The sequence below is a fragment of the Roseateles sp. P1_C6 genome (assembly GCF_056406315.1).
In genome coordinates, this window is the sequence record NZ_JBFUAK010000005.1 from 487,112 (window position 1) to 506,731 (window position 19,620).

Annotated in this window: 21 protein-coding genes; 12 read left to right on the top strand and 9 right to left on the bottom strand. The window is 70.5% G+C overall.

Annotated elements, in window-relative coordinates:
* Positions 1 to 83 precede the first annotated feature (83 nt).
* Positions 84 to 965, bottom strand: a complete 882-nt coding sequence (locus tag AC1D29_RS13605) for a hypothetical protein (RefSeq protein WP_477898133.1) — start codon at positions 963 to 965, stop codon at positions 84 to 86.
* 109 nt (positions 966 to 1,074) lie between these two features.
* Positions 1,075 to 2,370, bottom strand: a complete 1,296-nt coding sequence (locus AC1D29_RS13610; RefSeq protein WP_477898135.1) for a S8 family serine peptidase — start codon at positions 2,368 to 2,370, stop codon at positions 1,075 to 1,077.
* Between the two features lie 76 nt (positions 2,371 to 2,446).
* Between AC1D29_RS13610 and AC1D29_RS13615 the strand changes: the two genes are divergently transcribed.
* From AC1D29_RS13615 to AC1D29_RS13625, 3 genes are all read left to right on the top strand, one after another.
* Positions 2,447 to 2,944 carry an RNA polymerase sigma factor gene (locus AC1D29_RS13615; RefSeq protein WP_477898137.1) on the top strand — a complete coding sequence of 166 codons (498 nt, stop codon included), beginning with the start codon at positions 2,447 to 2,449 and terminating at the stop codon, positions 2,942 to 2,944.
* Positions 2,941 to 3,558, top strand: a complete 618-nt coding sequence (locus AC1D29_RS13620; RefSeq protein WP_477898139.1) for a hypothetical protein — start codon at positions 2,941 to 2,943, stop codon at positions 3,556 to 3,558. Before AC1D29_RS13615 ends, AC1D29_RS13620 begins: the two co-directional genes overlap by 4 nt.
* Before the next feature lie 95 nt (positions 3,559 to 3,653).
* Positions 3,654 to 5,486: a sensor domain-containing diguanylate cyclase gene (locus AC1D29_RS13625; protein ID WP_477898141.1), complete on the top strand. Its 1,833-nt coding sequence runs from the start codon at positions 3,654 to 3,656 to the stop codon at positions 5,484 to 5,486.
* Positions 5,487 to 5,504: 18 nt separating this feature from the next.
* Here AC1D29_RS13625 and AC1D29_RS13630 read toward each other — a convergent pair whose 3' ends face one another.
* The 4 genes from AC1D29_RS13630 to AC1D29_RS13645 all read right to left on the bottom strand — a co-directional run bounded on the left by AC1D29_RS13630 (position 5,505) and on the right by AC1D29_RS13645 (position 7,437).
* Complete coding sequence (locus AC1D29_RS13630) at positions 5,505 to 5,876, bottom strand: VOC family protein (RefSeq protein WP_477898145.1); 372 nt, start codon at positions 5,874 to 5,876, stop codon at positions 5,505 to 5,507.
* A complete protein-coding gene (locus tag AC1D29_RS13635) occupies positions 5,873 to 6,292 on the bottom strand; it encodes a helix-turn-helix domain-containing protein (protein WP_477898147.1) in 420 nt (139 codons plus the stop codon). The genes AC1D29_RS13630 and AC1D29_RS13635 overlap by 4 nt, the downstream gene beginning before the upstream one ends.
* A gap of 72 nt (positions 6,293 to 6,364) precedes the next feature.
* On the bottom strand, positions 6,365 to 6,808 hold the full coding sequence (locus tag AC1D29_RS13640) for a nuclear transport factor 2 family protein (RefSeq protein ID WP_477898149.1): 444 nt from the start codon (positions 6,806 to 6,808) through the stop codon (positions 6,365 to 6,367).
* Complete coding sequence (locus AC1D29_RS13645) at positions 6,805 to 7,437, bottom strand: TetR family transcriptional regulator C-terminal domain-containing protein (protein WP_477898151.1); 633 nt, start codon at positions 7,435 to 7,437, stop codon at positions 6,805 to 6,807. The genes AC1D29_RS13640 and AC1D29_RS13645 overlap by 4 nt, the downstream gene beginning before the upstream one ends.
* 106 nt (positions 7,438 to 7,543) lie before the next feature.
* Here AC1D29_RS13645 and AC1D29_RS13650 point away from each other — a divergent pair, with 106 nt between their 5' ends.
* Genes AC1D29_RS13650 through AC1D29_RS13685 form a run of 8 tightly spaced genes read left to right on the top strand, consistent with a single transcriptional unit; the run spans position 7,544 to position 16,652 of the window.
* A complete protein-coding gene (locus tag AC1D29_RS13650) occupies positions 7,544 to 8,890 on the top strand; it encodes an NAD(P)-dependent oxidoreductase (RefSeq protein ID WP_477898153.1) in 1,347 nt (448 codons plus the stop codon).
* On the top strand, positions 8,883 to 10,190 hold the full coding sequence (preA, locus tag AC1D29_RS13655; protein WP_477898155.1) for an NAD-dependent dihydropyrimidine dehydrogenase subunit PreA: 1,308 nt from the start codon (positions 8,883 to 8,885) through the stop codon (positions 10,188 to 10,190). The genes AC1D29_RS13650 and preA overlap by 8 nt, the downstream gene beginning before the upstream one ends.
* Positions 10,191 to 10,200: 10 nt before the next feature.
* Positions 10,201 to 11,700, top strand: coding sequence for a CoA-acylating methylmalonate-semialdehyde dehydrogenase (locus AC1D29_RS13660; protein WP_477898157.1), 1,500 nt, complete (start codon positions 10,201 to 10,203; stop codon positions 11,698 to 11,700).
* Positions 11,701 to 11,718: 18 nt separating this feature from the next.
* Entirely contained in the window at positions 11,719 to 13,185 is a 1,467-nt protein-coding gene (locus AC1D29_RS13665) for an NCS1 family nucleobase:cation symporter-1 (RefSeq protein WP_477898159.1), read from the top strand.
* The gene (gene hydA / locus AC1D29_RS13670; RefSeq protein WP_477898160.1) at positions 13,182 to 14,630 is read left to right on the top strand and encodes a dihydropyrimidinase; all 1,449 of its coding nucleotides are present in this window, start codon (positions 13,182 to 13,184) and stop codon (positions 14,628 to 14,630) included. Before AC1D29_RS13665 ends, hydA begins: the two co-directional genes overlap by 4 nt.
* The gene (locus AC1D29_RS13675; protein WP_477898162.1) at positions 14,627 to 14,986 is read left to right on the top strand and encodes a bleomycin resistance protein; all 360 of its coding nucleotides are present in this window, start codon (positions 14,627 to 14,629) and stop codon (positions 14,984 to 14,986) included. The genes hydA and AC1D29_RS13675 overlap by 4 nt, the downstream gene beginning before the upstream one ends.
* 10 nt (positions 14,987 to 14,996) lie before the next feature.
* Positions 14,997 to 16,253: a Zn-dependent hydrolase gene (locus AC1D29_RS13680; protein WP_477898164.1), complete on the top strand. Its 1,257-nt coding sequence runs from the start codon at positions 14,997 to 14,999 to the stop codon at positions 16,251 to 16,253.
* Between the two features lie 3 nt (positions 16,254 to 16,256).
* Positions 16,257 to 16,652 (top strand): SRPBCC family protein, encoded by a 396-nt coding sequence (locus AC1D29_RS13685; protein WP_477898166.1) that lies wholly within the window; start codon positions 16,257 to 16,259, stop codon positions 16,650 to 16,652.
* Positions 16,653 to 16,703: 51 nt separating this feature from the next.
* Here AC1D29_RS13685 and AC1D29_RS13690 read toward each other — a convergent pair whose 3' ends face one another.
* Positions 16,704 to 17,144, bottom strand: a complete 441-nt coding sequence (locus AC1D29_RS13690) for a hypothetical protein (RefSeq protein ID WP_477898168.1) — start codon at positions 17,142 to 17,144, stop codon at positions 16,704 to 16,706.
* 101 nt (positions 17,145 to 17,245) lie between these two features.
* On the opposite strand from AC1D29_RS13690, the gene AC1D29_RS13695 reads away from it, so the two are divergent.
* Positions 17,246 to 17,620, top strand: a complete 375-nt coding sequence (locus AC1D29_RS13695) for a MerR family transcriptional regulator (protein WP_477898170.1) — start codon at positions 17,246 to 17,248, stop codon at positions 17,618 to 17,620.
* Positions 17,621 to 17,624: 4 nt separating this feature from the next.
* On the opposite strand, the gene AC1D29_RS13700 is transcribed toward AC1D29_RS13695, so the two are convergent.
* The gene (locus AC1D29_RS13700; RefSeq protein WP_477898172.1) at positions 17,625 to 18,356 is read right to left on the bottom strand and encodes a methyl-accepting chemotaxis protein; all 732 of its coding nucleotides are present in this window, start codon (positions 18,354 to 18,356) and stop codon (positions 17,625 to 17,627) included.
* Positions 18,357 to 18,424: 68 nt separating this feature from the next.
* Positions 18,425 to 19,603 (bottom strand): methionine aminotransferase, encoded by a 1,179-nt coding sequence (locus AC1D29_RS13705; RefSeq protein ID WP_477898306.1) that lies wholly within the window; start codon positions 19,601 to 19,603, stop codon positions 18,425 to 18,427.
* Positions 19,604 to 19,620 lie beyond the last annotated feature (17 nt).

Here is a 19,620-nt window from a genome sequence, read left to right on the forward strand (position 1 = left end):
GCGCCATCTTCGGCAGGCCGTGCGGCACTGCCAAAAGACAGGGCGGCCCGCAGGCCGCCCTTGTCATTCAGGCAGACCGTCGATCAGCGCTTGGCCGAGCCGTTCGCGGCGGCGTCCAGCGCGACGCCGTTGTCGGTGCGCGAGGCCTTGGCCGAGGCGCTGCCCGAGGCTTGGCCGTTGCGGCCGGCGGCCTGGCCGCTGGCGTTGCCGCCCACTTCCTTCTTGCTGGCGCTGCCGCTGGCCGTGCCACCCAGTGCCAGCGGTCCAGGCTTGGCGGACGCCGAGGGCGTCGCCGGCGCCGCCGGCGCGGCGGGCGTGGCCGGCACCGCAGGCGTGTTGGTCGACGGCGTGGCCGGTGCGGCGGGAGTCGCCGGCGTGGCCGGTGTCGTTGCGGCCGGCGTGTCGCCTTGCTTCAGCGCGCCGCTCAGCATGCCGCTGCCCTGGCCAGCCAGGCTGCCGCTGACGCCGTTGGCCGTGCCGTTCACTGCGCCGCTGACGCTGCCGTCGGCGCTGCCGCCGCCATTGCCGGCCGTCGAGCCCAGCGAGTCCTTGGCGCCTTGGGCCGTGGTCTTCAGCTCGCCGACCTTGTCGGTGGCCGTGGTCTTCACGTCGCCGACGGTGCCCTTGGCTGTGTCGACCTGGCCTTGCGCGGCCGTCTTGGCATCGCCGACCTTGGCGGCGGCCGTGTCCTTGGCGCCGCCCACGGCGCCCTTGGTCTTGTCCAGCGTGCCCTTGACCAGCGAGCCATCGGCCGAGCCGCTGGCGCTGCCGTTGGCCTTGCCGCCGACGTCCAGCTGGCGCGGCGACAGCGCGCCGTTCAAGCCACCGGTGAGGCCACCGGTCAGCCCGCCACCGGCACCGCCGCCGAGCAGGCCGGCGTGGGCTTGTGCAGTGAACAGGCTGGCGGCCAAGGCGGCGACGCTCAGCGTGGTGCGAAGAACTTGGGTGCGACGGGTTGCAAACATGATGGATCTCCGGGGTGGTTGCTTGGCAAGGGCCGGCCATTCCGTCCCTTTCACTGATCACAACGACCCCGCTGCAGACATCCTTCCCGGATGAATGCAACGCTTTGTGTCAGCGGCTTTGCCGCGCCTGCAACTGCTCGGGCACGACGCGCAAGTCCTCGGCGATGAAGCCGCGGCCGTAGACCGGGTCGCGGCCCGGTGCGCCGAGATCGATGGCCGTCGCACCCAGGCGTTCGACGGCAGCCGCAGCGGCGGCGGCATCGGGCTCGCGCAGCTCGGCGGCCAGCAGACCGGCCACCAGCGGCGCCGCGAACGAGGTGCCCCGCGCCACGCCGTAGCCGCCGCCGCTGCGCGCGACCGCCAACTCGGCGCCGGGTGCCGACCACATCACCTGCGGGCCCTGCGCCGCCTCGGGCAGCACGCGGCGGTTGGGGTTGACGCCCGTCACGCCCACCACGCCGCCGTACGACGCCGGGAACAGCGGCGGCGCGGCCGGGCCGTCGTTGCCGACGGCCGCGACAAGCAGGTGGCCGCGCTTGACCAGCGCCGCCACGCCTTGTTCCAGCAGCCGGTTCTGCGGCCCCACCAGGCTGACGTTGATGACGGCGACGCGCTCGCGCGCCATCCAGGCCAGCGCGCGCACGACGGCCTCGGCCGAGCCACCATCGGGCTTGTCGCAGTACACGTCCGCGGCGAACAGCTCGGCCTTCACCGCCGCGCCCGAGAAGCCGCGGTCACGGCCGACCAGCAGCGACGCGACGGCCGTGCCGTGCTCGCTGGGCACAGGCTTGTCGCCACAGCCGAAGCTGCCGCCGCCCGCGTGGCGCAGCGCCGCGTGGCGGCGGTCCACGCCGCCGTCGATGAGGCCGACACGCAAGGCGCCGGGCGGCGCCACGGGCTTGGCGCCGGTGCCAGCCGCCACATCGCCGCTGCGTGTATAGAGATGGTTGAAGTCAGCCTGCAGGTCCGGCTGCAGCGCACGCAGCTTGGCCAGCGCGTCGGCCGTGTCCAGCCCGGGCGGCACGCGCAGCACCACTTCGCGCAGGTCCAGCTCGGGCCAGGACTCGTCGCGCAGCTTGACCAGGCCCAGGCCCGCGGCGGCGGCCAGCGCAGCGTCGCTGGGCGACACCAGCACCAGCTCCTGGCGCCGGATCAGCTCGCCTCGCGGGTCGGCCTCGACGACGTCCGGGTGGCGGCGCAGCAGATCGCGCACGTTCGTCACGCGCAGGTCCACCAGCTGAGCGGTCGACGACAGCAGCTCCGGCAGCGGCTGCACGACGCGGTCCACCACACGGTCGACGACACCGGGCAGGCGCGACACGCCGGGCAGTTGCGGCAGGCGCAACTGGGCCTGCGCGGGCAGGCTCAGCGCGGCGGCGATGGACAGGGCGAGACAGGTTTTCATGGCGCTCGATGCTTTTGTGAGGATAACGAGCGAGCCAGGGAAGAAAATCCATGCCTCGTCCGTTGTCCCTGTATCGATGCCCGCAGCCCTTCCCGAACTTCGCCAGGCCATCGCCGAGCTGCTGCCGCGGCTGCGCCGTTTCGGCCGCACGCTGGCCCATTCCCGCGAAGACGCCGACGACCTGGTGCAGGTCGCCATCGAGAAGGCGCTGACCCGCACCGACCAGTGGACGCCTGGAACGCGTCTGGACAGCTGGATGTTCAGAATCATGCAGAACGCCTGGATCGATGAATTGCGCGCCCGCGAGCGGCGCGGGCAGACCTTCCTGCCCGAGGAGGACGGCGAGCACGTGGGCGACGGCGCGGCGACGGGCTCGCAGCTGGACGCCATCCTCGTGCGCAAGGCCGTGGCCAGGCTCAGCGACGAGCACCGCAGCGTCGTCGGCCTGGTGCTCGTCGAGGGCCTGAGCTACCAGGAAGCCGCCGAGACGCTGGGCGTGCCGGTGGGCACCGTGACAAGCCGCCTGGCCCGCGCCCGCGAGGCGCTGCAGGAATTGCTGGGAGAGTGGCCATGAGCCCGAACGATGAACAACAGCTGAACGCCGAGCGCCGCCGCATGGCGGCCGCCTTCGACGGCGTGTTGAACGAGCCCGTGCCGGACCGGCTCAAGGCCTTGCTGGCCGAGCCGGCCCCAGCGGCCCAGGTCGTGGAGCTGGGTGCCGTGCGCGCGCAGCGGCGCGGCATGGCCAGCTGGGCCGCCTGGGGCGGCATGGCCGCCACGCTGATGCTGGGCACGCTGATCGGCACGCGTCTGGCGCCGTCGGGCGAGGGCACCGCCACGGCGCAGCTGGTGGCGACCGGCGCCGTCGCGCAGGCGCTGGACCGCCAGCTGGCCAGTGCGCCGGCCGGCCCGGTGGCCGTGCAGGTCAGCTTCAAGGCCAAGGACGGGCGCTACTGCCGCAGCTTCTCGACCTCTGCCGTTGCCGGCCTGGCCTGCCGTGAAGCCGGCGGCACCTGGGCGCTGCAGCAGCTGGCCACGCTGGAGCCGGCCCGGGCCGACGGCGCGATGCGCCAGGCGGCGAGCGGGCTGCCCGCCGCCGTGCTGGCCGCGATGGACGCCCAGATGGCCGGCGAGGCGCTGAATGCCGAACAGGAGCGTGCCGCGCGCGACGCCGGCTGGCAGCGCTGACCCCGCCCGGCCGGGGCCGACTGGCTCTAGGATGCACGCACAACAGGGAGTGGCCGCGGCGTACGGCCATGGCGTAGCCCGCCGCTGCCTCACGCATGCCGCAGACCTCACCGCTGCAGTTGTCCGCCAGCCTGGCGCGCTTCAGGCGCTACCTGGTCCTGGGCAATCTCGTCGTGCTGGCCATCATTGCGCTGGCCGCCGTGCTGACGCTGCTGGCCAGCCGCCGCGCGCACGAGGAGCGCGGCCGCGCCAGTGCCGCGGACCTGGCCCAGACGCTGGGCATCGGCGTGGCCTCCACGCTGCAGCTGGTCGACAACACGCTGCTGTCCGCGCTGAACCAGGTGGAGCGGCTGCGGGCCACGGGGCCGCTGGAGGCGCGCGACATCACGCGCATCACCGACGCCGAGGGCCGGGTGCTCAATCCGGACGCCGACGGCACCGGCACGGTGTCGGTGGCCGACCGCGACTACTTCGTGGCCGCGCGCGCGGACCCGACGCGGCTGGCCGTGTCCGAGCCGCTGCAGGGGCGGCTCAAGAAGGGCTGGGGGCTGATACTGGCCCGCGCCCGGGTTGACGAGGCCGGGCGCTTCATCGGCGTCGTCTACGGCGGCCTGGGCACCGCCCGCTTCACGGAGGACTTCCGGCTCGCCGACGTGGGCGCCAAGGGCGCGGTGGCGCTGCGCTCGCGCTCGCTGCGCCTGATCGCCCGCTATTCACCGCAGGAAGGCGACCCCGACGCCGGGCTGGGCACGGCCCGGATGTCCGAGGCCTTGAGCGCGGCGCTGGCGACCAACCCCAGCCAGGGCAGCTTTGTCGCGCGCTCGGCGCTGGACGGCGTCGAGCGCGTCACCGCCTACACCCAGGTGGCGGGCCACCCGCTGCTGATCCAGGTCGGCCTGGCCACCGACGACTTCTTCGCCCCCTGGCGGCGCCAGATGGCGGAGCTGGGCGCGCTGCTGCTGCTGCTGGAGGCCGTGCTGCTGACGTTCTCGGCCGTCATCTACCGCGCCCAGGCGCGCCAGGTGCGGGCGCGCGCGCAGATCTCGCTGCTGGCGGCCGAGCGCGGTGCGCTGCTGGACAACGAGCTGGTGGGCATGGTCAAGCTGCGCGAACGGCAGGAGGTCTGGCACAACACGGCGCTCGCGCGGCTGTTCGGCTATGCACCGGGCGAGCTGGCCGGCGCGCCGGCGCGGCTGCTCTACCTGGATGACGAGTCCTATGCCCAGGTCGGCCGGGCCTACCAGCAGCTGGCGTCGCTGAACAGCTACCGCACGCAGCTGCGCATGCGGCGCAAGGACGGCAGCGCGGTCTGGATAGACCTGAGCGGCACGGCGCTGCCGGACGGCGAGTCGCTGTGGCTGATGATGGACATCACGGCCATCAAGCGCAGCGAGGAGCAGGCCCGGCACCTGGCCTTCCACGATGTGCTGACCGGCCTGCCCAATCGCCAGCTGCTGTTCGAGCGGCTGGCCTTCCTGCTGCGCGACGCCGAGCGCAACGGCCGCTGGCTGGCCATCTGCTACCTGGACCTGGACGGCTTCAAGGCCGTCAACGACAACCAGGGCCATGACGCCGGCGACGCGCTGCTGCGCGCCACCGCGGCGCGCCTGAGCGCCAGAGTGCGCGGCAACGACGTGGTGGCCCGCATCGGCGGCGACGAGTTCGTGCTGGTGCTGAACCAGCTCAGCGGGCTCTACGACGAGAAGCACGCGCTGAACCGGCTGCTCGACGCCTTCGACACGCCCATCGCGCTGCCCGGCGGCACGGAGGTGCACGTGGGCATCAGCATCGGCGTGGCGATGTACCCCCAGCATGGCCGCGACGCCAACACGCTGATCACGCGCGCCGACCAGGCCATGCTGGCCGGCAAGCGCACCGGCAAGGGTCGCTGGGTGATGCACGACGAGTCGACCCGGACCGAAGCCTGAGCCGCGGCCGCGCGCAACTCAACTGGGCTGGCGGGCTTGCATCAGGCCGAAGGCCATGCCCAGCGGGTCCAGCAGCACGGCCATCACGTCGCCGTCCGGCAGCGCCGTGACGGGCACGATGACGCTGGCGCCCTGGGCCGTCGCGGCGGCCACCGTGGCGGCCACGTCGGGCACGCTGACGTAGACCTGCACGCCGCTGGGCGCGCCGGGCGGCGCGGGCCAGATGCCGCCGGCGATGCCGCCCGGCGCGGCCGGGATCTGGCGGTAGCCCATCGCGTTGTTGGCGCCTATCGCCCAGCCGAACACGCGGCCGTAAAACTGCGCGGCCTTGTCGGGGTCGGGGGTGACGATCTGCCAGTGCGTGACGGCGGCGGGAACGGTTGCGCTCATTTGCGGGCCTCGGTGGGGGATTGAAGTTGCCAGTCGTCGCGGCCGCGCATGACCAGCACGCGGTCGACCAGCAGGCGCTGCAACGCCACGTTGACGGCGTCCAGCGGCAGGTTGGTCATGGCGGCCAGCCAGCGCGAATCGGGCCGGAAGTCGCGCCGCGTGACCGCGCGGCAGACGCCGCGGCGGGCTTCGGCCAGACTCAGCTGGCGGACCTCGGCGTCGTCCAGCCCCAGCCGCCGGCCCAGGCGCTGCACGCAGCGGCCGCTGGCAATGGTGCGGCCGGCCAGCAGGCGCGTCAGCGTCGCGTGATGCACGCCCAGCGACTGCGCAAAGGCGCGCAACGAATAGGCCGGGTTGATGGCACGGCGCCGCGCCAGCGTGTCGGCAAGCAGCGTGTGCAGGGCGTTCGGGGGCATGGCGCCAGCTTAAGCGCGGCCCCGGCCGGGGCGCCGCAGAAACTGGTGCGCACCCCCTGCCCCGCGCCGGATTCAGTCCGGGATGCGGCTGATCTGCACGCTGACGATCTTCCAGGCGCCGCCGCGACGCACGTAGATGTCGATGTAGCGGTAGTGGCTGTTGAAGGCCTGGCCCTGGTAGCGGCCCGTCATGCGCGTGCGGCCGCTGAGCAGCGCCGTGTCGCCGTAGACGCGCACCTCGAAGTCCTCGACGGTGTAGGGGTCCAGCTGCAGGTCGGCAGACACCAGGCCGTCGACGAAGCTGGCCTTGGTCTCGACATTGCCGCGGGCATCGATCTGGCGGAAGTCGGCGGCCATGTTGGCCTCGATGGCGGCGCGGTCCTTGGCGAGGATGGCCCGGTCCCAGGCATCGGCCTGGGCCTTGAGCCGGGCCACCAGGCCGGCGGGCGGCGCGGCCTGGGCGAGGCCGGTGGCCGCCAGCGCCAGCGCAGCCAGCAGGACGCGGCGCGTGCTCATGGCGCGAGGCTGCGCCAGATCAGGCCGGTGATCAGCGCGCGCGCGGCCTCGAAATCGGCCTCCTCCAGCCGCGGCTTGCCCATGTAGAGGGCGAACTGCGGCGCCAGGTCGGCATAGGCCTGGGTGGACGACCAGATCAGGAACATCAGGTGCGTGAAGTCAACGCGCTGGATCAGGCCCTCGGCCGCCCAGCCTTCGAAGCGCGCGACGTCGGCATGCAGCAGCGGCATGACCTGGGCCCGCAGCACGTCGGTGTAGCGCGGCGCGCCGGCCATGATCTCGCGCGTGAAGACGGCGTTGCCGCTGGGCCGGTCGCGGCTGAAGCGCAGCTTGTCGGCCACATAGCTCTCGATGGCCGCCTTGGGCTCGTGGGCCTCGGTGATGGCGTTCATGTTGGCCATCCACTCGCCCATGACGCTGTCCAGCACGGCGCGGTAGAGGTCTTCCTTGCTGGGCCAGTGGTAGAGCAGGTTCTGGCGCGACAGATCGAGCGTGGCGGCGATGCTGTCCAGGCTGACGCCCTCGAAACCGAAGCGGGCAAACTGGCGCTCGGCCTCGGCAAGGATGGCCTCCTGCTTGCGCAGGGTGGCGGCGCGCGGGGTGCGCGTCACGGTCGCGGTGTCGGTCATGCACCGCATTTTGACGGCGCGCACCAAGCCGGCCCTGCGGGTTTTTACGCTTAGGTCAAGTTTTACAGGGTAGTAATGTTTGCCTGTTGCCCACCCGGAGATTCCCGTGGACCTTGCTGACCTGAAATCCGGCCGACTCGCACCCGACGAGTACGTCCAAAACTTTGCCGACGCCCACCCGCCGCTAAACCGCACGCAGGCGCTGATCGAGGCCGAGCGCTGCTATTACTGCTACGACGCGCCCTGCCAGACGGCCTGCCCGACGGGCATCGACATCCCCAGCTTCATCCAGCGCGTCGCGCAGGACAACGTGCGCGGCGCCGCCGAGGCCATCCTGACGGCCAACCCGCTGGGCGGCATGTGCGCGCGCGTCTGCCCGACCGAGGTGTTGTGCGAGCAGGCCTGCGTGCGCAACACCAACGAGAGCAAGCCGGTGGAGATCGGCATGCTGCAGCGCTACGCGGTCGAGGGTCATCTCGCCAACCCGGGCGCCAAACCGCTGTTCGAGCGTGCAGCCGCAACGGGCAGGCGCGTGGCCATCATCGGCGCCGGGCCGGCAGGCCTGGCCGCCGCGCATGGGCTGGCGCGGCGCGGGCATGACGTGACGCTGTTCGACGCCAACACCAAGCTGGGCGGCCTGAACGAGTACGGCCTGGCGACCTACAAGGTGGCCGGCGGCTTCGCGCAGCGCGAGATCGACTGGCTGCTGAGCATCGGCGGCATCACGCCCCAGCTGAACCGCCGGCTCGGCCGCGACATCACGCTGGACGGCCTGCTGGCCGAATACGACGCGGTCTTCCTGGGCCTGGGCCTGGCCGGTGTCAACGCGCTGGGCATTGCCGAGCCGCAGGTGGCGGGCCTGCGCGACGCGGTGGACTTCATCGCCGAGCTGCGCCAGAGCGCGCCCGAGATCGTGCCGGTGGGCCGCAAGGTCGTCGTCATCGGCGGCGGCATGACGGCCGTGGACGCGGCAGTGCAGAGCAGGCTGCTGGGCGCCGAGCAGGTGACCATGGTCTACCGCCGCGGCATGGACGGCCTGTCGGCGTCCACGCACGAGCAGCAATGGGCGCAGACCCACGGCGTGACCATCCGCTGCTGGGCGCGGCCGCTGGGCGTCGAGGCCGAAGGCGGCGTGCTGCGCGGCATGCGCTTCGCGGCCACGAAGCTCGAAGGCGGCAAGCTGGTCGACACCGGCGAGCAGTTCTTCCTCGAGGCCGACATGGTGCTGCGCGCCATCGGCCAGACCTACGAGACGGCACCGGCCGGCGCCGCCATCGCGCTGGAAGGTGGCCGCATCAAGACGGACGCGCAATTCCGCACCAGCCTCGCGCGCGTCTGGGCCGGCGGCGACTGCCGCGTCGGTGGCCGCGACCTGACCGTGGAAGCCGTCGAGCACGGCAAGCGCGCCGCCGAATCCATTCACGCCGAACTGATGGGGGTGGCCCATGGCTGACCTGAGCACCGATTTCCTGGGCATCAAGAGCCCCAACCCCTTCTGGCTCGCGTCGGCGCCGCCGACCGACAAGGAGATCAACGTCCGCCGCGCCTTCGAGGCGGGCTGGGGCGGCGTGGTCTGGAAGACGCTGGGCGAAGACCCGCCGGTCGTCAACGTCAACGGCCCGCGCTACGCCACGCTGTGGAGCCAGGACCGCCGCGTCATCGGCTTCAACAACATCGAGCTGATCTCCGACCGGCCGCTGCAGACCAACCTGGACGAGATCAAGCGCGTGAAGCGCGACTTCCCCGACCGGGCCATGATCGTGTCGCTGATGGTGCCGGTGAACGAGGCGAGCTGGAAGGCCATCCTGGAGCGCGTGGCCGACACCGGCGCCGACGGCGTGGAGCTGAACTTTGGCTGCCCGCACGGCATGAGCGAGCGCGGCATGGGCTCGGCCGTGGGCCAGGTGCCCGAGTACATCCAGCAGGTCACCGAGTGGTGCAAGAAGCACACGAGAATGCCCGTCATCGTCAAGCTGACGCCCAACATCACCGATGTGCGCTTCCCGGCGCGCGCGGCAAAGAACGGCGGCGCCGATGCGGTCAGCCTCATCAACACCATCAACTCGGTCATGGGCGTGGACCTGGACCGCATGACGATGAGCCCCGTCACCGACGGCTTCGGTTCGCACGGCGGTTACTGCGGCCAGGCGGTCAAGCCGATCGCGCTGAACATGGTGGCCGAGATCGCGCGCGACGCGGCCACGGCCGGCCTGCCCATCTCCGGCATCGGCGGCATCACCACCTGGCGCGACGCGGCCGAGTTCATCGCCATGGGCTGCGGCACGGTGCAGGTCTGCACGGCCGCCATGGTCTATGGCTTCAAGATCGTGCAGGACATGTGCTCGGGCCTGTCCAACTTCATGGACGAGAAGGGCTACAAGAGCCTCTCGGACTTCCAGGGCCGCGCGGTGCCCACCGTGAAGAACTGGAACCAGCTCAACCTGAACCACGTCGAGAAGGCGGTCATCGACCAGGACAGCTGCATCAAGTGCGGGCGCTGCCACGTGGTCTGCGAGGACACCTCGCACCAGGCCATCTTTGCGACCAAGAACGGCCAGCGCCATTTCGAGGTCAACGACGCCGAGTGCGTGGGTTGCAACTTGTGCGTGTCGATCTGCCCGGTCCCTGGCACCATCGCGATGCGCGCCCTCCAGCCCGGGGAGACCGATGCGCGCACCGGACGCGTCATCGACGGCTCCTACGCCAACTGGACGACGCATCCGAACAACCCCATGCGTGCCGGTTGCGCTTGAAGGAATTGCGATGAGTCCCTACGAAGTCGGCCATTGGATCAACGGCGCCGTCACGCGCGGCAGCGGCGAGCGCCAGCAGGACATCTACAACCCCGCCACCGGCGCCGTGCAGGGCAAGCTGCTGCTGGGCAGCGTGGCCGACCTGGACGCCGCCGTGGCGTCGGCCACCAAGGCCGCCAAGGCCTGGGGCCAGACCCCGGCGCTGGCCCGCTCGCGCGTGCTGTTCAAGTTCCTCGCCATCGTGCAGGAGCGCCGCGAGATCCTGGCCGACGCCCTCGTGCGCGAGCATGGCAAGACCACGCCCGACGCGCTGGGCGAAGTGGCGCGCGGCATCGAGAACATCGAGTTCGCCACCGCCATGCCACAACTGCTCAAGGGCGAATACACCGAGCAGGTCGCGCGCGGCCTGGACGCCTGGAGCGTGCGCCAGCCGCTGGGCGTCGTGGCCGGCATCACGCCGTTCAACTTCCCGGCCATGGTGCCGATGTGGATGTACCCGCTGGCCATCGGCTGCGGCAATGCCTTCATCCTCAAGCCCAGCGAGCGCGACCCATCGGCGTCGTTGCTGATGGCGGCCTGGCTGAAGGAAGCCGGCCTACCGGACGGCGTGTTCAGCGTCGTGCAGGGCGACAAGGACATCGTCGACGCCATCCTGGCCCACCCCGGCATCGCCGCGGTCAGCTTCGTCGGCTCCACGCCCGTGGCCGAACACATCTACAAGGTGGGCTCCGCCCACGGCAAGCGCGTGCAGGCGCTGGGCGGCGCCAAGAACCACATGGTCGTCATGCCCGACGCCGACCTGGAGCAGGCCGTGGACGCGCTGATGGGCGCGGCCTATGGCTCGGCCGGCGAGCGCTGCATGGCGATCTCGGTGGCGGTGGCGGTGGGCGATGCGGCCGACGCGCTGGTGGCGGCGCTGGCGCCCAAGGTCGCCGCGCTGAAGATCGGCGAAGGCCATGCCGCCGGCATCGAGATGGGGCCGCTGATCACGCGCGCCTCGCAGCAACGTGTCGAGAAGCTGATCGGCGAGGGCGTGGCCGCCGGGGCCAAGGCCGTGGTCGACGGGCGCGGCCACCGCGTGGCGGGGCATGAGGACGGCTTCTTCGTTGGCGGCACGCTGCTGGACGGCGTGTCGGCCGACATGAGCTGCTACAGCGAGGAGATCTTCGGCCCGGTGCTGTGCGTCGTGCGCGTGCCCGACCTGGCCGGAGCCATCGCACTGATCGAGGCCAACGAATACGCCAACGGCGTCGCCATCTTCACGCGTGACGGCCATGTGGCGCGCGAGTTCGTGCACCACATCCAGGTGGGCATGGTGGGTGTCAACGTGCCGCTGCCGGTGCCCATGGCCTTCAACAGCTTCGGCGGCTGGAAGCGCAGCCTGTTCGGCGATCACCACGCCTACGGACCCGAGGCGGTGCGCTTCTACACCAAGCACAAGGCCGTCATGCAGCGCTGGCCGGACTCCCTGCCCAAGGGTCCGCAATTTGCTTTCCCGCAGAACACCTGAACCGCAAGGAAGCTGCCCATGACCGACCCGACGCTGAGCAACCCGGACCTGATCCCGACCACGGCCGCCCAGCGGACCTGGCGCTGGTACCACTTCGCGGCGCTGTGGGTGGGCATGGTCATGTGCATCCCGGCCTACACGCTGGCGGCCAGCCTCATCGAGTCGGGCATGAGCTGGAGCCAGGCTGTGGGCACGGTGTTCCTGGGCAACCTCATCGTGCTGGTGCCCATGCTGCTGATCGGTCATGCGGGCGCCAAGTACGGCATTCCGTATGCAGTGCTGGCGCGCGCCTCCTTCGGCACGCAGGGCGCGCGGCTGCCGGCGCTGCTGCGCGCGCTGGTCGCCTGCGGCTGGTACGGCATCCAGACGTGGTTCGGCGGGCAGATGATCTTCACGCTGGCCGGCGTGCTGCTGGGCCACCCGCTGGGCGGTGACCCGCTGCCCGTGCTGGGCATCAGCGCCGCGCAGTTCGGCTGCTTCCTGCTGTTCTGGGCGTTGCAGTTCTGGTTCGTGGTGCACGGCATCGAGGCCATCCGCAAGCTGGAGACCTACACCGCGCCGATCAAGATCGTCATCTGCTTCGTGCTGCTGTGGTGGGCCTGGGACAAGGCGGGCGGCTTCGGCCCCATCCTCGACCAGCCCTCGGCGTTCGTGGACGGCGGCAAGAAGGCCGGCCAGTTCTCGGCCGTGTTCTGGCCGTCGCTGACGGCCATGGTGGGCTTCTGGGCGACGCTGGCGCTGAACATTCCCGACTTCACGCGCTTCGCCAGGACGCAGCGCGACCAATTGGTGGGTCAGGCCATCGGCCTGCCGCTGCCCATGGGCCTGCTCGCCGCGCTGGCGGTGTTCGTCACGTCGGCCACCGTCGTCATCTACGGCAAGGCGCTGTGGGACCCGGTGGACCTCGCCAGCCGCATGACCGGCGCCGCCGTGCTGATCGCCCTCATCGTGCTGCTGATCGACACGGTCAGCGTCAACCTCGCGGCCAACCTCGTCGGCCCGGCCTACGACTTCTCAGCGCTGGCGCCGGGGCGCATCAGCTACAAGCTGGGCGGCATCATCACGGCGGGCCTGGCCATCGTCATGATGCCGTGGAAGATCCTGGCCTCGACCGAGGGCTACATCTTCACCTGGCTGATCGGCTACTCGGCGCTGCTGGGGCCGGTCGCGGGCATCCTGATCGTCGACTACTACTTGCTGCGCAAGACCGATCTGGTGGTGGACGACCTCTACCGCGAGCACGGCAGCTACCACTACCACGGCGGCTGGAACCGCGCGGCCATCATCGCCTTCGTCCTGGGCGTGCTGCCCAATGTGCCGGGTTTCATGAACGCGGCCTTCCCCGCCGCCGTGCCCGACGTGGCGCCGGCCTTCAAGCTCATCTACACCTACGCCTGGTTCGTCGGCCTGGGGCTTGCCGCCGTCATCTACGGCGCGCTGATGGCCGGCAAGGTGCAACCGCAACTCGCGAGGAACGCGACATGACTTCCCTTCTGATCCGCGGCGCCATCGTCGTCAATGCCGACGCCGAATCCCGCACCGATGTGCTCTGCGTCGACGGCCGCATCGCGGCCATCGGCGAGCGCGCCGTGCGCGAGGCACCGGCCGGCACCGTCACGCTGGACGGCACCGGCCAGTACCTGCTGCCCGGCGGCATCGACCCGCACACCCACATGCAGCTGCCCTTCATGGGCACGGTCACGCAGGACGACTTCTTCACCGGCACGGCCGCGGCACTGGCCGGAGGCACGACGTCCATCATCGACTTCGTCATCCCCAACCCCCAGCAGCCGCTGATGGAGGCTTACCGCACCTGGCGCGGCTGGGCTGAGAAGGCCGCGACGGACTACGCCTTCCACGTCGCCGTGACCTGGTGGGACCAGAGCGTCAGCGACGACATGGGCACCCTCGTGCGCGAGGAAGGCGTGAACAGCTTCAAGCACTTCATGGCCTACAAGAACGCCATCATGTGCGACGACGAGACGCTGGTGAACAGCTTTAAGCGCGCGCTGGAACTGGGCGCCATGCCCACCGTGCACGCGGAGAACGGCGAGCTGGTCTACCTGCTGCAGGCCGAGGTCGCCAAGATGGGCATCACCGGCCCCGAAGGCCACCCGATGTCGCGCCCGCCCATGGTCGAGGGCGAAGCCGCCAACCGCGCCATCGCCATCGCCGACGTGCTGGGCGTGCCCATCTACATCGTGCACGTCAGCTGCATCGAAAGCGCCGAGGCGATTGCGCGGGCGCGCGCCCGTGGCCAGCGCGTCTACGGCGAGGTGCTGGCCGGCCACCTGCTCATCGACGACAGCGTCTACCGCGACCCCGATTTCGCCAAGGCCGCGGCCTATGTGATGAGCCCGCCCTTCCGGCCCAAGATCCACCAGGAGTTCCTGTGGCGCGGCCTGCAGTCGGGCCAACTGCACACCACGGCGACCGACCACTGCACCTTCTGCGCCGAGCAGAAGGGCATGGGCAAGGACAACTTTGCCAAGATCCCCAACGGCTGCGGCGGCGTCGAGGAGCGCATGGCCGTGCTGTGGGACGCGGGCGTCAACTCCGGCCGCCTCACGCCCAGCGAGTTCGTCGCCATCACGTCCGCCAACGCAGCGAAGCTCTTCAACATGTACCCGCGCAAAGGTGTCATCGCCGAGGGCGCCGACGCCGACCTCGTGCTGTGGGACCCGGCTGGCACCAAGACGCTGAGCGCCAAGACACAGTTCTCCAAGAACGACTTCAACATCTTCGAGGGCCGCACCGTGCGCGGCGTGCCCAGCCACACCATCGCCCAAGGCCGCGTCGTGTTCGCCCACGGCGACCTGCGCGCCGAGCAGGGCAAGGGGCGCTACCTGAAGCGGCCGCCGTTCGGCGCGCAGTTCGACGCCGCCGCCAAGCGCGCCCACGACCTGGCGCCCACCGCCGTCGCGCGATGAGCACGCAAACCGTCATCCCGCAGCTGCGCATGACGGACGCGGCACGAACGCAGGCGTTCTACATCGACCAGCTCGGCTTCAGCATCGACTGGCAGCACCAGTTCGAACCCGGCCTGCCGCTGTTCCTGCAGATCACGCGCGAGGGCCAGACGATCTTCCTGAGCGGCCACGCCGGCGACTGCGCGCCCGGCGGCGCCGTCTATTTCTGGGTGCCGGACGCCGATGCCACCTATGCCGCCTTCATGGCGAAAGGCGTGCAGCCGACGAAGCCCATCGAAGACATGCCCTGGGGCGTGCGCGAGTTCCTGCTCGTGGACCCCGACCACAACAAACTCCGCTTCGGCACGAAGCTCTGAGGAGCCCATCATGGACACCGCCGTCACCAAGCCCGATATCTCCACACTGCGCGTCAACGGCCGGCGCCTGTGGGACTCGCTGATGGAGCTGGCGCAGATCGGCGCCACCGAGAAGGGCGGCGTCTGCCGCCTGACGCTGACCGACCTCGACAAGCAGGGCCGCGACCTCGTCACGCGCTGGGCACGCGAGGCCGGCATGACGGTCACCATCGACAGAATAGGCAACGGCTTCATGCGCCGCGCGGGCCGCAACAACAGCCTGCCGCCCATCATGACCGGCAGCCATATCGACACCCAGCCCACCGGCGGCAAGTTCGATGGCAACTACGGCGTGCTGGCCGGCATCGAGGTCGTGCGCACGCTGAACGACTTTCGTATAGAGACCGAAGCCCCCATCGAGGTCGCGTTCTGGACCAACGAGGAAGGCTCGCGCTTCGTGCCCGTCATGATGGGCTCGGGCGTGTTCGCCAACGCGTTCACGCTGGAGCACGCCTACGCAGCGACGGACACCGAAGGCAAGACGGTGAAGGGCGAGCTGGAACGCATCGGCTACATCGGCGAGCAAGTCCCCGGCGACCACCCCATCGGCGCCTACTTCGAGACCCACATCGAGCAGGGCCCGGTGCTGGAGGACCACGACAAGACCATCGGCGTCGTCACCGGGGTGCTGGGCATCCGCTGGTATGACTGCGTCGTCACCGGCATGGAGGCACACGCCGGCCCCACGCCGATGGCGCTGCGCAAGGACGCGCTGCAGGTGGCGACGAAGCTGATGCAGGAAGTGATCGCCTGCGCCCACCGCCACCCGCCGCACGGGCGCGGCACGGTGGGCATGGTGCAGGTGCACCCCAACAGCCGCAACGTCATCCCCGGCCGCGTGAAGTTCAGCATCGACCTGCGCAACGCGACCGACGCACTGTGCGAGGCCATGGACGCCGACATCCGCGCGGTGGCCGCCAAGCTGAGTGCCGACAGCGGCCTGCCCATCGAGATCACGCCCGTCAGCGCCTACCCGGCGCAGCCCTTCCATGCCGACTGCATCGCCGCCGTGCAGAAGGCCGCTGACACGCTGGGCTACAGCAACATGCGCGCGGTGTCCGGCGCCGGTCACGACGCCGTCTACATGGCCCGCCTGGCACCGGCCGGCATGATCTTCATCCCCTGCAAGGACGGCATCAGCCACAACGAGATCGAGGACGCCAAGCCCGAGCACATCGAGGCGGGGTGCAACGTGCTGCTGCAGGCGATGCTCGAACGCGCCGGCTGAGCGATGAACGCCCTGCGCTGCCTGACCGTGTCCATTGCCCGGCCAACCGCCGAGGTCTATGACTTTGTCGCCGACCCGCGCAACCTGCCTCGCTGGGCAGGCGGGCTGGGCGCGGAGGTCCGCCAGGCGGGCGACCACTGGGAAGCCGTCACGGCGGATGGCACCGTGGGCATGCGCTTTGCGCCGCGCAACGACTTCGGCGTGGCCGATCACACGGTGATCCTGGCCGACGACAGCGAGGTCTACGTGCCGATGCGTGTGATGCGCAATGGCGCTGGCAGCGAGGTCATGCTGGGGCTGTTCCGGCAACCCGGGATGGACGACGCCGCCGTCGAGCGCGATGCCGGGTTGATGCAGGCCGACCTGGCCGCCTTGAAGGCGCTGCTCGAGCGGCGATAGCGTCAGCCTCGCGTTCGAGGCGCCGCTCAGGACGACAGGACCTTCAAGCGGTCAACCACCTGCAAAGCCCAACCCCCGAGTGACGCTGCCACGGCCCGGCTGCACACGCCAGCCCTGCACCACGGCCCAGGCCAGCTCGGGCACGATGAAGAGCAGCAGCAACGGTGCACCCGTCTGCCACCAGGCCCAACCCATCCACAGGCTGAACAGCCCCCGTCCCGCCGCGTCGTAGCGACCGAACTGCACTGTCGGCCCGCGCAGCCGCAGCACCGACCAGACCAGCACGATGCTGCCCATCAGCAGCGCGAACAGCGTCTGAAAGGCGTCGAACACCGGCAGCGGCTGGCCGCCCAGCGCCTGGTTGATCGCGCTCAGCTGCGCGCGGTTCAGCTCGAAGGTCCAGGGCGTCGCGAACGGCGCCGTGACGAGGAGGTCGTAGAGCGCGCTGAACCAGACGACGCGCAGGAAGCGGGAGGTGCTGAAAGAAGGCATGCGTGAAGCGTCGCGAAGGACGATGGGGCCGACAGAGCCGGCATGCTCGACCCTGGACTACGCTCCAGGGTCAAGCCCTTTTCTTCCTCGTTCGTCATCGCATGCGCATCGGCACCCTCTCCACGCTGACCGGCCTGAGCCGCGACAGCCTGCGCTTCTACGAGAAGCGCGGCCTGCTGCAGGCGCGCCGCAGCGACAACGGCTACCGCGACTACCCCGAGGAAGCCGTGCAGTGGCTGGGCTATGTGCGCACGGCGCAGCAGCTGGGCTTCACGCTGGCCGAGATCGCCGCCGACCTGCCGCTGCTGGCCCAGGGCGAAGACGCCGGGCCGGCACTGCGCGCGACGCTGGCACGCAAGCTGTCAGATGTTGACGCGCGCATCGCGGCATTGCAGGGGCTGCGGGCCGACCTGGCGACGCGGCTGGCCGAGACGCCAGAGACCGGCGCCAGCTGCCCGCTGCGACCTGCGGCCTGACGGCTCAGGCCACGGCGCTGCGCACCGCCTCGCGCACCAGGCCGTCCAGCTTGCCGGTGATCTGCGTCAGCTCGCCCGACACGACGGCGAACTCGCGGCCCGCGGTGCCGGCGCGTGCCGCCACGACCTGGGCGTTGAAGGACACGATGCGCGCGTGCTTGGCAATCAGCTCGATGTCGCCCATCACGTTGGTCAGCTGCTTCTTGGCCGAGGCGGCCTGCTGGCGCGCGAGGTCCTCGTGCACCTGGGTCAGGCGGTTCAACACCGCGAGCAGCGGCGTCGCACTCTCCACCAGTTCCTCCAGCAGGCCCGGCGTGCTGCGCAGCTTGGCGGAGATGGCGTCGAGAGCGCGCTGCGCCAGGTCGATGAAGGCGCAGATGCGATCGTCCGCGCGGTCGGGGCCGAAGTAGGCCTGCTTCAGGTCGCCGCCCAGCACGGCGGGGGACAGCTCGCCTTCCAGCAGCGCGCGGTGGGCATCACGGAACGTCGACAGCGCGTCGTGTGCAGTGCCCAGCGCGCCCTCGCGGCCCTGAGAGGCCAGCACGGCATAGAGCACGACGCGCTGTGACGTGAACCGGCGGCGGCCCGACAGGTTGATCAACTTGCCATACAGCTCGCCCGCCGTCTGGCTGGGTGCAGAGGCCGCTCGCTTTGGTGCATCGGTGGGCGCACGCGGGTGGTGCAACATGGTGGACTCCGTGAGCTGGATCACGACCGGCGCCTCCCACGCGGGCATGCCGGCCCTCCTGACCCTAGGGTTAGCACGGGGCGTGCCAGCGCCCTGTTTCGCTCCCGCGAAACCCGTCAGCCCGGCAGGCCGCGCAGCAGGCGCTCCGTCGCCAGTGCCAGCGTCTCGTCCCGCTTCGCAAAGCAGAACCGCACGTGCCCGCGCTCCTGCGGCTGCTGGTAGAACACCGACAGCGGGATGGCGGCGACGCCGATCTCCGTCGTCAGCCATCGGGCAAAGTCCAGCTCGGGCAGGTCCGACACCGCGCGGTAATCCACCGTCTGGAAGTAGGTGCCTTCGCAAGGCAGCAGCTTCAGCTGGGTTCCTGCCAGCGCGGCGCGGAAGCCGTCGCGCTTGGCCTGGTAGAAGTCGCTCAGGGCCTGCCATGGCGCCGGGTTGGCGAGGTAGGCCGCTATCGCATGCTGCGTCGGCGTGTGCACGGTGAACACCGTGTACTGGTGCAGGCGGCGGAAGGCCGCGCTGAGCGCCGGCGGCGCGGCGACGTAGCCGACCTTCCAGCCGGTGACATGAAAGGTCTTGCCGAAGCTGCTGACGAGGAAGCTGCGTTCGCGCAGGCCAGGGTAGGCGGCCACGCTCTCGTGCGCAGCACCGTCGAACACCATGTGCTCGTAGACCTCGTCGCTGATGACAAAGAGGTCGTGCTGCTCGGCGATGCGCGCCAGTTCGCGCAGATCGTCGGCGGTCGCGATGCGGCCGCTGGGGTTGTGCGGCGTGTTGATCACCAGCGCCCGCGTGCGCGGCGTGATGGCGGCGCGCACCGCGGCCCAGTCCAGCCGGTAGTCCACCGTCATCGGCACGCCCACGGGCACCGCGCCCGCCAGGCGGATCGCGGGGTCGTAGCTGTCGTAGGCCGGCTCGATGATGATGACCTCGTCGCCCGCGGCGACACAGCTGTGCAGCGCGGTGATGAGGCCTTGCGTGCCGCCGGCGGTGATGGTGATGTCGCGGTCCGCGTCGTAGGCCGAGCCATACAGCGCGTTCAGCTTGGCGGCCACGGCCTGGCGCAGCGCCGGCACGCCGGTCATCGGCGGGTACTGGTTGTGGCCGGCGGCCATCGCGTCGGTGACGGCTTGCAGCAGCGCCGGGTCGGCGCCGAAGTCCGGGAAGCCCTGGCCGAGGTTGACGGCGCCATGCTCGGCGGCCAGCGCCGACATGACGGTGAAGATGGTGGTGCCGGTGTTGGGCAGCTTGGTGGGCAGGACAGGCATGGCCGGGATTCTGCGCGAGGCGCGCATGCCCTTGCGCGCCAGGC